The following is a 13,550-nucleotide window of genomic DNA, read 5'->3' on the forward strand; positions in this document are numbered from 1 at the left end:
GTTTCCGGGGGTCACCCTGCCACGCTCCGCACTGCTGCGCGGTGCGACGGCGGTTACTGTCCGCCGGTCGGCTCGACGGGGGGTGGGGATGGACAGCTCGGCGGCCGGCCCCGTGGACCATCTGGCCGTACCCTTCGCCTCCCCCGACGAGCTGGCGGCCCGGCTGGAGCCCGCGCTGCGCGCCGCGCTGGCGGCGGGTGACCGGGTGCTCGCGGTGTTGGCCGATGCCGAGCGCGACGCCGTCACCGCACGGCTCGGTGCCGCCGCGGCGGACGTCGAGTTCGCCGATCCGCTCCGGGTGCACGCCGTGCCCGCGTTCACCGTCGCGGTGCGCTGGGCCCGGCTCGCGCACGACGCCCCGGCGGGCCGGGTGCTGGTCGTCGGCCAGCACCTGGAGCTGCCCGACCGGGACGCCGAGCACTGGCCGCGCCTGGACCTCGCGATCGACGTGGCCATCGCGGGCCTGCCGATCACGGTGCTCTGCGCGTGCCCGGCCGACGACCCGGCGACCGGCCGCACCCATCCCCGGGTGCTCACCGCGGACGGCCCGCAGCCGGGCCCGGGCTACCGGCCGCCGCCGGAGGCGGTGGTCGAGTACCCGCCGCCCCCGCCGCCCGATCTCGGCCCGGCCGACGTCGACCTGGCCTTCGGACTCGCCGACCTGTCGGCCGTCCGGCGCCGCGTCGCCGCGGCCGCCGCCTCCGCGGGCCTGTCCGGCGACCCGGCCGACGACCTCGTGCTCGCCGTCAACGAGCTGGTCAGCAACAGCGTCGAGCACGGCCCCGGGGAGGGTCGGCTGCGGATGTGGGCGGGCCGCGGGGCGATCACCGCGGAGGTCGCCGACCGGGGCCGGATGGACGTGCCGTTCCCCGGGCTGGTGCGCCCGCCGCCGACCGGGGTGCGGGGCCGCGGCCTGTGGCTGGCCTCGGAGCTGACCGACGTGCTCCAGGTCTGGAGCGACGACACCGGCACCGTCATCCGCGCCCACACGGGCTAGCCGATCTGCAGGATCAGCTTGCCGGTGTTCTCGCCGCGGAACAGCCGCAGCAGGGTGTCGGGGAAGTCGGCGACGCCGCCGCGCACCACGTCCTCGCGGCTGCGCAGCTTCCCGTCCCGCAGCCAGCCGCCCAGCTCCGCGGCGGCCTCGGCGTAGCGGTCGGCGTAGTCGAAGACCACGAACCCCTCCATCCGCGCCCGGTTGACCAGCAGGGACATGTAGTTGGACGGACCGGCCGGGCGCCCGGTGGCGTTGTAGGTGCTGATCGCGCCGCAGATCACCACGCGGGCGCCGCGGCGCAGGCGGGCGAGTGCGGCGTCGAGGATGTCGCCGCCGACGTTGTCGAAGTACACGTCGATGCCGTTGGGGGCGTGGGTGCGCAGGGCCGTGCCGACGTTCTCGGCGCGGTAGTCGATCGCGGCGTCGAAGCCCAGCTCGTCGACGATCCAGGCGCACTTCTCCGGACCGCCGGCGATCCCGACCACCCGGCAGCCCTTGATCTTCGCCAGCTGGCCGACGACGCTGCCGACGGCCCCGGCCGCCCCCGACACCACGACCGTCTCGCCCTCGCGCAGCGCGCCGACGTCGAACAGGCCGAAGTAGGCGGTCATCCCGGTCATGCCCAGCACCGCGAGGTAGGTGGACAGCGGCACCACCGACGGGTCGACGACGAGCACGCCCGTACCGTCGGACTCGGCGTACTCCTGCACCCCGAAGATGCCCGTGACGTGCGCGCCCTGCGGGAAGTCGGGGTGCCGCGAGGCCACGACCTCCCCGGCGCCCAGCGCCCGCATGACCTCCCCGATCCCGACCGGCGGCACGTAGGAGCGGCCGGCGTTCATCCAGCCGCGCATGGCCGGGTCGAGGCTCAGGTGCGAGACGCGGACGACGAACCGGCCCTCGGCGGGCTCCGGGACGGGCTCGGTGGTGTGCTCCCACACCTCGGGGGTCGGGAGGCCCTCGGGGCGGGCGGCGAGACGGACCTGGTGGTTGTCGGTCATGGCACCTGTCTACAGGGCGGGCTGTGCGGCGGCCCCGCGCGTTCCTCCTCCGGGGCCTCGACTCGCGGTGGGGTCCGGCGCAGGATGGGAGAGTGGACGCCGTGCAGCGGTTCGGCCGGGTGGTCGCTGTGCCCGACCCCCCGCTGGACCGGGCCGCCCTCGCGCTCGCCGGGGGCTCCGATCCGGAGCTCGACATCGACCGCTGGCTGCGCGAGCTCGACCGCCTCGCCGCGGGCGTCAGCTCGCTGGAGGGTCTGCGGCAGCGGCTGTTCGTCGAGGAGGGGTTCGGCGGCAACGCCGGGGACTACACCGACCCGCGCAACTCGCTGCTGCACCACGTGCTGCACCGCCGCCTCGGCATCCCGATCACGCTCGCCGTCGTCACGATGGAGGTGGGGCGGCGGGCGGGGGTGCCGATCGAGGGCGTCGGGATGCCCGGGCACTTCCTCGTGCGCCCGACGGGCACCTCCCGCTACCTCGACGTGTTCGCCGGCGGGGCCGAGATCAGCGGCGCCCGCTGCGAGCAGCTGTTCCGCGGGGCCACCGGGGCCGGCCCGGAGGTGCCATTCGGCCCGCACCTGCTCACCGCCGCCCCGACGCGCGCGATCCTGGTGCGGATGCTGGAGAACCTGCGCGCGGTCTACGGGGCCCGCCGCCGGCCCGCCGACCTCGAGTGGGTGCTGCGGATGCGGCTGCTGCTGCCCGGCGTCCGGCTCACCGACGTGCTCGACCTCGGCACCGCGCTCGGCGACCAGGGGCGGTGGCTGGAGGGCGCGAAGCTGCTGGAGGACCGCGTGCCCGCGGCGTCGGCGGCCCACGCCGACCGGCTGCGGAACGCGGCGAGGAGCCTGCGGGCGCACCTCAACTGACGCGCGTCAGGTGCGGAAGCCCGGGTCGGGACGGTTGACGGCCCGGTCGCCGGGGCGCAGCAGCCTGCCGACCAGCAGCACCGGCCAGAGCAGGAACTCCAGGGCCGAGAACAGCACCAGCCCGACGACGACGGCGACCGCCGGCAGCGCCACCACCGGCAGCGCGACGAGGGTGACGGCGAGGACGGCCGGCAGGTCGCGCAGCCACCCCGGACGCCCGTCGCGGTCGGTGAGCGAGCCCAGCCGCACCGCGGCCCACATGAACCAGCGCAGCAGGAACGGCACCCCGAGCTCGCGCATCGCGCGGCGGAACAGGCCGTCGGCGTCGACCGCGCTGATCCGCCCGGCCGGCCGCTCCACGCGCACGAGGTGGTCGTGCAGCACCGCGGCGGCGGTGTAGCGGCCGAACTTCGGCACCAGCCAGACGAACACACGCGGCACCGAGGCGAAGTCGGTGAGGGTGCCCCGCGGCACGACGAAGGTATCGGTGCGGCCCTGGTAGACCAGCTGCTCCTCCAGCGTCCAGTCCTGCGCGGTCGCCTGCCGGACGAGCACCTTGGGGCCGTCGAGGAAGGTCATCGGGGCGAGATCCCCCAGCGGCCCGTCCAGGTCTCCCCCGGCGCGACGACCAGCAGCCCGGTCCCGGAGTTGAGCGCGTCGGGCGGGCAGGTCATCGGCTCGACGGCCACGGCGCGCCCGCGGCCGGGGTGGTCGTCGGGGGTGAAGACCTGCACCCAGCCGAAGTCGGGGTCGGCCCACAGCTCCACGTCGCCGTCGGGGCCGGACAGCCGGTGGCGCACCAGGCCGTCGGTCGGCTCGCAGCCGCCGAAGGCGTGGTCGAGCTCGGCGCCGCGCAGCGTGATCTCCGGTGACCGGACGGGCGCGGCGGGCGCGACCGGCAGGCCCCCGCCCAGCGGCAGCGCGGTGGTCGCGGCCAGGTGCAGCGTGCAGTCGTCGGTGGCGGCGTCACCCGCGCGCAGGTAGGGGTGCGCGCCGACGCCGAACGGCACCGCGGCCGTCCCGACGTTGGTGACGGTGTGGGTGACGGTCAGGCCACCGGCGTCGACGGCGTAGCGGACCGACGTCGCCAGCGGGACCGGCCACCCCGGCTGCGGCGCGACGACGGCGCCGAGCGTGACGGAGTCCGGCGCCCGCTCCTCGACCCGGTAGAAGGTGTGCCGCAGCAGGCCGTGGATCGCGTTGCCCGCCGCGGGCTCGGACAGCGCGAGCTGCTGCGGCCCGCCGTCCCAGAGCCACTGGCCGCGGGCGGTGCGGTTGGGCCACGGCACCAGCACGCACCCCGACCCGCGGGGCGGGCGGGCGTCGACGGAGAAGGTCTCGACGTAGGGGCGGCCGTCCACGGAGAACGCCCGCAGCCCGGCCCCCACCTCGGTGACGACGGCCTGCGCGGCCCCGGAGCGGATCTCGAACTGCTCGCCCGTCGGCGGCATCGGCATGAGCACGCCGGGAGGCTACCGGCGCGTCCGGGTGCGCGCCGTCGCCGCGCCACGCCGAGGTCGCCCCGCTCGCCTACCGTGGAGCCGTGGCCTCCTCACGACGACTCCCGGCGACCGGCCTCAGGGCCCTGATCACCAACGACGACGGCATCGACTCGCCGGGGCTGTGGGCCCTCGCGGCCGGGGCCGTCGAGGCCGGGTTCGACGTGACGGTCGCGGCGCCGCACGTCGACGCGAGCGGGGTGGGCGGCTCGGTGCTCGCCGTGCGCGAGGGCGGGCGGGTCCGGCTGCACCCGCGGGAGCTGCCCGGGCTCGACGGGGTGCCGGCGTTCGCGGTGGAGGGCCACCCGGCGTTCATCGTGCACTCGGCGGCGCGCGGCTGGCTCGACCCGGCCCCCGACGTCGTGCTCTCCGGGATCAACCTGGGCTCCAACGTCGGGCGCGCGGTGCTGCACTCGGGCACCGTCGGCGCGGCGCTGACGGCCGGGATCCACGGCTGGCGGGCACTGGCCGTCTCGCTCGACAGCGGGTGGGACCCGCCCGAGGAGCCCCGCTGGGACGCCGTGCGGCACGTCCTGCCCACCGTGCTCGACCTCCTGCTCGGCGAGGACGAGGGCGCCGTGCTCAACCTCAACGTGCCCGACCGCGCCCCCGCCGAGCTGGGCGAACTGCGGGAGGCGCGGCTGGCCGCGTTCGGCGCGGTGCAGGTGCGGGTCGACCAGCGCTCCGGCGACGACGGGCACGGGCTGCACATGAGCTTCGGCGAGGGCACGCCCCCGGAGCCGGGCACCGACACCGCGCTGCTGGTCGAGGGACACCCCACGGTGACGCGCCTGGAGTCGATCGGTGCCCGCCCCGGCGTCCTCGGTACGGCTGTGACCACTGGGAGATGAGTGACCCCGGTGACGACGTGATCTGAATCACACGTCATGATCTCACGATGCGTGACGGTGAGACCAGCTCCGAGTGGTGCACCCACTTCGCCCGGACAGTGGCCGACGAGATCCGGGCCGGGGTGCAGACCGGCGCCCTGACCTTCGCCGAAGCCGATCAGCTGCTCGCCCGCATGCGGGTGCTGCTGGAGCAGGCCCTCGACCTCTCGCCGCAGCCGGTGTGACCCTCAGTGTTCGTCGGCCCCGGTGAGCGCGTGCTCCATCCGGTCGGCCACGCCGACGACGAGGTGGAACGAGCGGTCGAAGCCGTCGAGCGCGGTGTCGTGCAGCGGGATCGAGTGCCGGAACAGCAGCAGGCCGTCCTCGACGACCAGCCCCCCGGTGACGGGCTCGGCCGCCATCTCCAGCGCCTTCGGCAGGTCGACCTGCCCGGCACGCCCCACCGGAGAGGTGATCTGCGCCCACGGGTGTGCGTCCTCGCCGGTGACCAGCCGGACGGCGACGACCTGCGTGCGCTCCCCGGTGGTGGGGAGGTTGAACCACAGCTCGCCCTCGCGCTGGCGCATGATCTCGTAGCGCACCCGCACGAAGGAGCCCAGGTCGTCCCAGCTGGCCATGCCGGGGACCGTACCGCCCTCAGGTGTGCAGGTGGTCGACGGGCGCGCGGTCGTCGGTGAGCACGGGTGCGTCGCCGGCCAGCGCGCGGGTCGCGGCGTCGTCGAGCACCGAGCCGGGCTCGCCGCGCCCGGCCGCCGAGGCGGCGAGGGCGGCCAGGTCGGGTGCGCTGTCCGACGCCACGAGCACCGCGTTGCCCCCGCCGCCGGGCGCGAGCTGGTCGGGCCGGATCAGCAGCGCGACGGTGACGAACCGTTCGGCCACCGTGGCCGTCTCGGCGGCCAGCAGGGTCAGCGGGTCGCGGTCGATGACGTTGAGGACGTAGAGGCCACCGGGGCGCAGGACGCGGCGCACCTCGTCGACGAACTCGGTGGTGGCCAGGTGCCAGGGCACCGAGCGGGCGCCGAACGCGTCGCCGACGACGAGGTCGGCCGAGGCGTCGGGCAGCTCGGCCAGGGTGGTGCGGGCGTCGCCGACGCGGACGTCGAGGTCGGGGATGTCGTCGACGCCCAGCTCGCGGCGGCCGAGGTCGACCACCCCCTGGTCGACCTCCAGCACCGTCGAGGTGCTGCCCGGCCGGGTGGCGGCGAGCCAGCGCGGCATGGTGAACCCGCCCCCGCCCAGGTGTACCGCCTCCAGCGGGGCGCCGGCCGGGAACGCGGCGTCGATCGCGTCGCCGAAGCGCCGGGTGTAGGCGAACTCCAGGTGCGCGGGGTCGGCGCGGTCGACGTAGGAGTGGCGCAGGTCGTCGAGGACCAGCACCTGCGCGCCCGGCCGCTCGGGGGCGGTGTCGACCCGGGCGCAGTAGTAGACGGTGTCGGCGTCGCAGCGGCCCGGCACGGCCACCAGCGCGACGGCCAGCAGCACCGCGGCCGCACCGCCCCTGGCCAGCGCCGACCGCCGGGCGTCCTCGACGACCAGCAGCGCGAGCAGCAGGCACGCCGCCGCGGTGATGAGCAGGATCGCGGTGACGGGCAGGAACGCGACCAGCACGAACCCGGTGAGGAACGTGCCGGCGAGCGACCCGATCGTGCCCGCCGCGGACAGCTCGCCGATCACGCTGCCCGAGCCGTCGACGGAGGTCAGCCGTGCCCGGGTGATGGCCGGGGTCACCATCGCGAGCGCGGTGACCGACACCAGGGTCGACGCCGCGACCAGCAGGATCGCCGCCACCGGACCGGGCCCGAGCACCGGCCCGAGCAGCCGCACCAGCGGCCGGACGGCCAGCACCCCCAGACCACCGACGACCAGCGCACCCGCCGCCACGCGCCGCGGCGGGAACACGTCCGCCCACCGGCCGCCCAGCGACGCCCCGACCGCGATCCCGGCCAGCGCCACGCCGATGACCGCGGTCGTCGACTCCAGGGTCAGGCCGACGTAGGGCGCGACGAGGCGCGTCGCCAGAGTCTCGACGACCAGGATCGCCGCCCCGCTGACGAGCACGACGATCCGGGCGAACCGTGCATTCACCCGACCATCCTCGCCGGTGGCCCCGGGTGTGTCGCGGCCGGGCCGCCGCCCTGCGGTCAGAGGCCCAGCTGGCGGGCGATGAGCATCCGCTGGACCTCCGAGGTGCCCTCGCCGATCTCCAGGATCTTCGCGTCGCGGTAGAACCGGCCGACCGGGTACTCGTTCATGAACCCGTAGCCGCCGAAGACCTGGGTGGCGGCGCGGGCGTTGTCCATCGCCGCGTTGGACGACACGAGCTTGGCGATGGCCGCCTCCTTCTTGAACGGCTCGCCCTTGAGCATCTTCGCCGCGGCGGCGTAGTAGGCCAGCCGAGCGGTGTGCGCGCGCACCTCCATGTCGGCGATCATGAACTGCACGGCCTGGTAGTTGCCGATCCTCTGGCCGAACGCCTCGCGCTCGTGGGCGTAGCGCACCGACTCGTCGACGCAGCCCTGCGCGAGCCCGACCGACAGCGCCGCGATCGCGACGCGCCCCTCGTCGAGGATGGACAGGAACTGGGCGTAGCCGCGGCCGCGCTCGCCGACGAGGTTCGCCGCGGGCACGCGCACGTCGTCGAAGAACAGCTCGCGGGTGTCGGAGCTGCACCAGCCAACCTTGGAGTACGGCTTCGCGACCCGCAGCCCCGGCGTCCCGGCCGGGATCATGATCGCCGAGATCTCCTTCTTCCCGCCGTCGCGCTCACCGGTGATGGCGGTGACGGTGATGACGCTGGTGATGTCGGTGCCGGAGTTCGTGATGAACGCCTTCGACCCGTTGATCACCCACTCGTCGCCGTCGAGCTTCGCGGTGGTGCGGGTGGCGCCGGCGTCGGAGCCGCCGCCGGGCTCGGTGAGCCCGAACGCGCCCAGCTTCTCCCCCGCGGCCAGGGCCGGGAGCCACTCCTGCTTCTGCTCGTCGGTGCCGAAGCGGTAGATCGGCATCGCGCCGAGGGAGACCCCGGCCTCCAGCGTGATCGCCACCGAGGAGTCGACGCGGGCCAGCTCCTCCAGGGCCAGGCACAGCGCGAAGTAGTCGCCGCCCATGCCGCCGTACTCCTCGGACACGGGCAGGCCGAACAGGCCCATCGCGCCCATCTTGGCGACGATCTCGTACGGGAACTCCTCGCGCTCGTAGAGGTCGCCGATGACGGGGGCGACCTCCTTGCGCGCGAAGTCCTCGACGGTGGCGCGCAGCGCCTCGTGCTCCTCGCTCAGTGACAGGTCCATGCTTCAGTCCCCTTCGACGATCAGGAGCGCGGCGTCCCGCGCGACGGTCGCGCCCGCACGGGCGCGCAGTTCCCGGACGACCCCGTCGACCGGTGCGGTGAGGACGTGCTCCATCTTCATCGCCTCGACGACGACCAGCCGGTCGCCCGCGGCGACCCGCTGGCCCTCGGTGACCTCGACGACGGTGACGGTGCCCGGCATCGGCGACAGCACGGGCCCGCCGCCGCCCGCGTCGGCGGTGGCGGCGGCCTCCAGCGGGGCCTGCTCGCGCACGCCCCAGGCGTGCCCGTCGCGGCCGATCCAGAGCGTGTGCCCGTCGACCGCGCACGCGTAGGTCCGCGTGACGCCGTCGACCGCCACCCCGATCTCCCGCGAACCGGGAGATCCGTGCGACCGAGATGTGCCCTGCATGCGGGCCCGGACCGGCTCGGCGTCCCCGACGGCGACGACGGCGTCGGCGGCCCGCCCGCGGATCCGGACGTCGACCGGCTCGTGACCGGCGACGACCATCCGCCACGTCGCCCACGCCCGCTCCCCGACCCGCCAGCCGCCCGGCACGGAGAACGGGTCCACCACCGGCCCGGCGGGCTCGAGCGCGTCGACGGTGTGCACCGCGGCGGCCGCGAGGACGTCGGCGGGCAGCTCGGCGCTCGTCCAGTCGTCGACGCGGCGGCCGACCAGGCCGGTGTCGAGCCGTCCGGCGCGCACGTCGTCGTCGGCGAGCAGGGCGCGCAGGAACCCGATGTTGGTGCCGACGCCGAGCAGCACGGTCTCGCGCAGCGCGGCGTCGAGCCTGCGCAGCGCCTCGCCCCGGTCGGCGCCGTGGGCGATGACCTTGGCGAGCATCGGGTCGTAGTCGGACCCGACGACGCCGCCCTCGGCGATCCCGGAGTCGACCCGCACCCCGGCCGGCGGGCGCCAGCGCAGGATCCGCCCGCCGGTGGGCAGGAAGCCCGCGGCCGGGTCCTCGGCGTAGACGCGCACCTCGACGGCGTGCCCGTCGAGGCGGACGTCGTCCTGACCGATCGGCAGCGGCTCACCCGCGGCGACCCGCAGCTGCAGCTCGACCAGGTCGAGCCCGGTGACCAGCTCGGTGACCGGGTGCTCCACCTGCAGGCGGGTGTTCATCTCCATGAAGAAGAACTGGTCGGGATCGTCGGCGCCGACGATGAACTCGACGGTGCCCGCCCCGACGTAGCCGCAGGCCCGCGCCGCCTCGACGGCCGCGGCGCCCATGCTCGCCCGTTGCGCGGGGGTGAGCAGAGCGGAGGGGGCCTCCTCGACGATCTTCTGGTGACGGCGCTGGAGGCTGCACTCCCGCTCACCGAGGTGGATCACGGTGCCGTGGGTGTCGGCCAGCACCTGGATCTCGATGTGCCGGGGCGTGGTGACCAGCCGTTCGACGAGCAGCGTGTCGTCGCCGAAGGACCCGCGGGCCTCGCGGCGGGCGGCCGTGATCGCGTGCGCCAGGTCCTCCGCGCGGTGCACCTCGTGCATGCCCTTGCCGCCGCCGCCCGCGCTGGGCTTGAGCAGCACCGGGTAGCCGACCTGTTCCACGGCGAGCGCGAGCGCGGCGTCGTCGAGGCCCGACCCGTCGGAACCCGGGACGACCGGCACCCCGGCCTTCGCGACCGTCTGCTTGGCCCGGATCTTGTCGCCCATCGCCTCGATCGCCGAGGCGGGCGGGCCGACGAACACGATCCCGGCGTCCGCGCAGGCCGAGGCGAACGCGGTGTTCTCGGACAGGAACCCGTAGCCGGGGTGGATCGCCTGCGCGCCCGTCGCCAGGGCCGCCCCGACCACCTTCTCGATGGACAGGTAGCTCTCGGCGGCCGCGGCCGGGCCGATGCGCACGGCGACGTCGGCGGCGGCGACGTGCGGGGAGCCGGCGTCGGCGTCGGAGTACACGGCGACCGACCGGATGCCGAGCGCGCGCAGCGTCCGGATCACCCGGACGGCGATCTCGCCGCGGTTGGCGACGAGCACGGTGTCGAACATGTCTGTGCCTCTCACGTCCGGGCCTCTCACATCCGGAAGACGCCGAAGTGCGGCGTCTCCAGCGGGGCGTTGGCCGCGGCCGTCAGGGCCAGGCCGAGCACGGTGCGGGTGTCCTTCGGGTCGATCACGCCGTCGTCCCACAGCCGGGCGGTGGAGTAGTACGGGTGGCCCTGGGTCTCGTACTGGTCGCGGATCGTCGTCGGGTCCGCCCCGACCGTCCCGAGGACGGTGGCCGCCTGCTCCCCGCCCATGACGGAGATGCGGGCGTTGGGCCACATGAACAGGAACCGGGGCGAGTAGGCCCGCCCGCACATCGCGTAGTTCCCGGCCCCGAACGACCCGCCGATGATGATCGTGATCTTCGGGACGCGGGTGGACGCGACGGCCGTGACCATCTTGGCGCCGTTCTTCGCGATGCCGCCCGCCTCGTACTCGCGGCCGACCATGAACCCGGTGATGTTCTGCAGGAACACCAGCGGGATGCCGCGCTGGTCGCACAGCTCGACGAAGTGCGCGCCCTTGAGCGCGGACTCGGAGAACAGGATGCCGTTGTTCGCGACGATCCCGACCGGGTGCCCGTGCACGTGCGCGAACCCCGTGACGAGCGTGGTGCCGTACTCGGCCTTGAACTCGTGGAACCGCGACCCGTCGACGACGCGGGCGATCACCTCGCGCACGTCGTAGGGGGTGCGGCTGTCGGTGGGGACGACCGAGTACAGCTCGGCGGGGTCGACGACCGGCTCCTCGGTGGGGCGCACCTCCCAGGGCCGCGGCGCGCGCGGGCCGAGCGTGCCGACGATCGAGCGGACGATGGACAGCGCGTGGGCGTCGTCGTTCGCGAGGTGGTCGGTGACCCCGGAGATCCTGGTGTGCAGGTCGCCGCCGCCGAGCTCCTCCGCGGTGACGACCTCACCGGTCGCGGCCTTCACCAGCGGCGGCCCGCCGAGGAAGATCGTGCCCTGGTTGCGGACGATCACGGCCTCGTCGCTCATCGCCGGCACGTACGCCCCGCCCGCGGTGCACGAGCCGAGCACCGCGGCGATCTGCGGGATGCCCTTCCCGGACATCTGCGCCTGGTTGTAGAAGATCCGCCCGAAGTGCTCGCGGTCGGGGAACACGTCGTCCTGCTGCGGGAGGAAGGCGCCGCCGGAGTCGACCAGGTACACGCACGGCAGCCGGTTGTGCAGGGCCACCTCCTGCGCGCGCAGGTGCTTCTTGACCGTCATCGGGTAGTAGGTGCCGCCCTTGACGGTGGCGTCGTTGGCGACGATCACGCACTCGCGCCCGGCCACCCGCCCGACGCCGGTGATCATCCCGGCGCCCGGGGCGTCGCCGCCGTACATGTCGTGGGCGGCGAGCGGGGACAGCTCCAGGAACGGGCTCGACGGGTCGACGAGGGAGTCGACGCGGTCGCGCGGCAGCAGCTTGCCGCGCTCGAGGTGCCGGGCCCGCGAGCGCTCCGACCCGCCCAGGGCGGCCGTGGCGAGCCGGGTGCGCAGGTCGTCGACGAGTGCACGGTGGCCGGCCTCGTGCCGCTCCCCCGCGGACGGGTCGGCGGTGCCGGTCAGCACGGTGCCGGTCAGCACTGCGGTCACGTCTCCTCCTCGGTTAGCGATTGTTAACAAGGTTAGCGCTCATTAACCGCCGGCGCTAGGCTGTGCCGATGTCGGTGGTGCGGTCGAGGCGGGAGCAGATCCTCGACGTCGCCGCGCAGCTGTTCGCCAGGCACGGCTTCCACGGCGTGAGCATCGCGGACCTGGGCGCCGCGGTCGGGGTCAGCGGGCCCGCGCTCTACCGGCACTTCCCTGGCAAGGAGGCGCTGCTCGCGGAGCTGCTCGTCGGGATCAGCGAGCACCTGCTGGCCGGCGGGCGGGAGCGCGCCGCGGCGTCGGAGGACCCGCGGGAGGTGCTGGCCGCGCTGGTGGAGTTCCAGGCCGCGTTCGCGTTGCGCGAGCCCGAGCTGATCGTGGTGCAGGACCGCGACCTCGCGAACCTGCCGACCGCCGCGCGCCGCCGCGTGCGCCGGCTGCAGCGCACCTACGTCGAGATCTGGGTCGACACGCTGCGCCGGATCCATCCCGCGCTGACGGTCGAGTCCGCCCGCGTCGCCGCCCACGCCGCGTTCGGGCTGCTCAACTCCACCCCGCACACCGCCCGCACCCCGGACACGGCGGCCCTGCTCCGACGGATGGCACTGGCCGCGCTCGACGACCTCTGAGCCCGTCCGGGCCCTAAGGTCCCCCTGTGGACGCCTGCTCGGTGCTCGACACCGCTCTCACCACCGCCGTCGACGCCGCCCGGGCCGGGGGTGCGGTGCTCGCCGCCACCGACCGCACGCGGGTCGACGTCACCCGCAAGGACGCCCGCGTCGACGTCACGACCTCGGCCGACCTGGCCTCGCAGGCCGCGGTGGTGCGGGTGTTGCAGGGGGCGTTCCCGGAGCACGTGGTCGTCGGGGAGGAGGGCACCGAACCCGGGTCCGACGGGGACCACGTCTGGTACGTCGACGGGCTCGACGGCACCTCCAACTTCACCCACGCCATCCCCTGGTACTGCGTGTCCGTGGCGCTGCGCTGCCGGGGCGAGGTGGTGGCGGGCGCGGTGTACGACCCGGTCCACGACGAGCTGTGGGCGGCCGGGCGCGGTCGCGGGGCCACCGGGAACGGGGTGCCGCTGCGGGTCGCCGCCACCGACGGGCTGGCCCGCGCGGTCGTCGTCAGCCAGATCCAGTCCTCGGACGCGGAGCGGATCGCCGAGTTCGTCGCGATGTTCGAGCGGCTGATGAACGCGGCGGGCGGCGTGCGGTTCGTCGGCGCGCCGGCCCTGATCCTCAGCCACATCGCGGCCGGGCACCTGACCGCCTACGTCGAGCGCGCGATGCCGCCGTGGGACATCAGTGCAGGTCAGCTGATCCTGGAGGAGGCGGGCGGGCGGCTGACCGACCTCGCGGGCGTGCGGCCGGCGGGCGCGGACGTCACCGACGTGGTGGCCAGCAACGGTGCCGTGCACGACGAGCTGCTGGCCGTCCTGGGGTCGTAGGATGAG

14 protein-coding genes are annotated in these 13,550 nt (G+C 74.8%); 6 read left to right on the top strand and 8 right to left on the bottom strand.

What is annotated here, in order from left to right; translation table 11 throughout:
- The first annotated feature begins 88 nt into the window (after positions 1 to 88).
- Positions 89 to 997, top strand: coding sequence for an ATP-binding protein (locus PHY01_RS20175; protein ID WP_141280706.1), 909 nt, complete (start codon positions 89 to 91; stop codon positions 995 to 997).
- Here the strand turns inward: PHY01_RS20175 and PHY01_RS28020 are convergent.
- Positions 994 to 1,998 (bottom strand): NADP-dependent oxidoreductase, encoded by a 1,005-nt coding sequence (locus PHY01_RS28020; protein ID WP_141280708.1) that lies wholly within the window; start codon positions 1,996 to 1,998, stop codon positions 994 to 996. The genes PHY01_RS20175 and PHY01_RS28020 overlap by 4 nt on opposite strands.
- Before the next feature lie 92 nt (positions 1,999 to 2,090).
- Here PHY01_RS28020 and PHY01_RS20185 point away from each other — a divergent pair, with 92 nt between their 5' ends.
- Positions 2,091 to 2,867, top strand: a complete 777-nt coding sequence (locus tag PHY01_RS20185) for a SirB1 family protein (protein WP_170183900.1) — start codon at positions 2,091 to 2,093, stop codon at positions 2,865 to 2,867.
- 6 nt (positions 2,868 to 2,873) lie between these two features.
- Here PHY01_RS20185 and PHY01_RS20190 read toward each other — a convergent pair whose 3' ends face one another.
- Together PHY01_RS20190 and PHY01_RS20195 are read right to left on the bottom strand one after the other, a co-directional pair.
- Positions 2,874 to 3,446: a DUF1353 domain-containing protein gene (locus tag PHY01_RS20190; protein ID WP_141280712.1), complete on the bottom strand. Its 573-nt coding sequence runs from the start codon at positions 3,444 to 3,446 to the stop codon at positions 2,874 to 2,876.
- Positions 3,443 to 4,324 (bottom strand): aldose 1-epimerase family protein, encoded by an 882-nt coding sequence (locus PHY01_RS20195; RefSeq protein ID WP_174824144.1) that lies wholly within the window; start codon positions 4,322 to 4,324, stop codon positions 3,443 to 3,445. Before PHY01_RS20195 ends, PHY01_RS20190 begins: the two co-directional genes overlap by 4 nt.
- A gap of 86 nt (positions 4,325 to 4,410) precedes the next feature.
- Between PHY01_RS20195 and surE the strand changes: the two genes are divergently transcribed.
- Together surE and PHY01_RS26655 are read left to right on the top strand one after the other, a co-directional pair.
- Complete coding sequence (surE, locus tag PHY01_RS20200) at positions 4,411 to 5,217, top strand: 5'/3'-nucleotidase SurE (protein ID WP_141280716.1); 807 nt, start codon at positions 4,411 to 4,413, stop codon at positions 5,215 to 5,217.
- Positions 5,218 to 5,264: 47 nt separating this feature from the next.
- The gene (locus PHY01_RS26655; protein ID WP_170183901.1) at positions 5,265 to 5,441 is read left to right on the top strand and encodes a hypothetical protein; all 177 of its coding nucleotides are present in this window, start codon (positions 5,265 to 5,267) and stop codon (positions 5,439 to 5,441) included.
- Positions 5,442 to 5,444: 3 nt separating this feature from the next.
- Here PHY01_RS26655 and PHY01_RS20205 read toward each other — a convergent pair whose 3' ends face one another.
- The 5 genes from PHY01_RS20205 to PHY01_RS20225 are packed head-to-tail and all read right to left on the bottom strand — an operon-like array spanning position 5,445 to position 12,088.
- Positions 5,445 to 5,834: a hypothetical protein gene (locus PHY01_RS20205; protein ID WP_141280718.1), complete on the bottom strand. Its 390-nt coding sequence runs from the start codon at positions 5,832 to 5,834 to the stop codon at positions 5,445 to 5,447.
- 19 nt (positions 5,835 to 5,853) lie between these two features.
- A complete protein-coding gene (locus tag PHY01_RS20210; protein WP_141280720.1) occupies positions 5,854 to 7,302 on the bottom strand; it encodes a fused MFS/spermidine synthase in 1,449 nt (482 codons plus the stop codon).
- Between the two features lie 56 nt (positions 7,303 to 7,358).
- Positions 7,359 to 8,507: an acyl-CoA dehydrogenase family protein gene (locus tag PHY01_RS20215; RefSeq protein ID WP_141280722.1), complete on the bottom strand. Its 1,149-nt coding sequence runs from the start codon at positions 8,505 to 8,507 to the stop codon at positions 7,359 to 7,361.
- A 3-nt stretch (positions 8,508 to 8,510) separates the two neighbouring features.
- Complete coding sequence (locus PHY01_RS20220) at positions 8,511 to 10,505, bottom strand: ATP-binding protein (RefSeq protein ID WP_141280724.1); 1,995 nt, start codon at positions 10,503 to 10,505, stop codon at positions 8,511 to 8,513.
- 26 nt (positions 10,506 to 10,531) lie between these two features.
- Positions 10,532 to 12,088: a carboxyl transferase domain-containing protein gene (locus tag PHY01_RS20225; RefSeq protein ID WP_141280898.1), complete on the bottom strand. Its 1,557-nt coding sequence runs from the start codon at positions 12,086 to 12,088 to the stop codon at positions 10,532 to 10,534.
- Between the two features lie 80 nt (positions 12,089 to 12,168).
- On the opposite strand from PHY01_RS20225, the gene PHY01_RS20230 reads away from it, so the two are divergent.
- Together PHY01_RS20230 and PHY01_RS20235 are read left to right on the top strand one after the other, a co-directional pair.
- Entirely contained in the window at positions 12,169 to 12,723 is a 555-nt protein-coding gene (locus PHY01_RS20230) for an SACE_7040 family transcriptional regulator (protein WP_141280726.1), read from the top strand.
- A 26-nt stretch (positions 12,724 to 12,749) separates the two neighbouring features.
- Positions 12,750 to 13,544: an inositol monophosphatase family protein gene (locus PHY01_RS20235; protein ID WP_141280728.1), complete on the top strand. Its 795-nt coding sequence runs from the start codon at positions 12,750 to 12,752 to the stop codon at positions 13,542 to 13,544.
- Positions 13,545 to 13,550: the final 6 nt, after the last annotated feature.

The sequence above is a fragment of the Pseudonocardia hydrocarbonoxydans genome (genome assembly GCF_006539565.1).
Taxonomy (GTDB): domain Bacteria; phylum Actinomycetota; class Actinomycetes; order Mycobacteriales; family Pseudonocardiaceae; genus Pseudonocardia; species Pseudonocardia hydrocarbonoxydans.

What these genes read in the sequence shown, in the direction of transcription:
- PHY01_RS26655 (WP_170183901.1), top strand. Translation starts at nt 5,265, where the DNA reads ATGCGTGACGGTGAGACCAGCTCCGAGTGGTGCACCCACTTCGCCCGG.
- PHY01_RS20195 (WP_174824144.1), bottom strand. Translation starts at nt 4,324, where the DNA reads ATGCCGATGCCGCCGACGGGCGAGCAGTTCGAGATCCGCTCCGGGGCC.
- PHY01_RS20230 (WP_141280726.1), top strand. Translation starts at nt 12,169, where the DNA reads ATGTCGGTGGTGCGGTCGAGGCGGGAGCAGATCCTCGACGTCGCCGCG.
- PHY01_RS20205 (WP_141280718.1), bottom strand. Translation starts at nt 5,834, where the DNA reads ATGGCCAGCTGGGACGACCTGGGCTCCTTCGTGCGGGTGCGCTACGAG.
- PHY01_RS20190 (WP_141280712.1), bottom strand. Translation starts at nt 3,446, where the DNA reads ATGACCTTCCTCGACGGCCCCAAGGTGCTCGTCCGGCAGGCGACCGCG.
- PHY01_RS20215 (WP_141280722.1), bottom strand. Translation starts at nt 8,507, where the DNA reads ATGGACCTGTCACTGAGCGAGGAGCACGAGGCGCTGCGCGCCACCGTC.
- PHY01_RS20175 (WP_141280706.1), top strand. Translation starts at nt 89, where the DNA reads ATGGACAGCTCGGCGGCCGGCCCCGTGGACCATCTGGCCGTACCCTTC.
- PHY01_RS20220 (WP_141280724.1), bottom strand. Translation starts at nt 10,505, where the DNA reads ATGTTCGACACCGTGCTCGTCGCCAACCGCGGCGAGATCGCCGTCCGG.
- PHY01_RS28020 (WP_141280708.1), bottom strand. Translation starts at nt 1,998, where the DNA reads ATGACCGACAACCACCAGGTCCGTCTCGCCGCCCGCCCCGAGGGCCTC.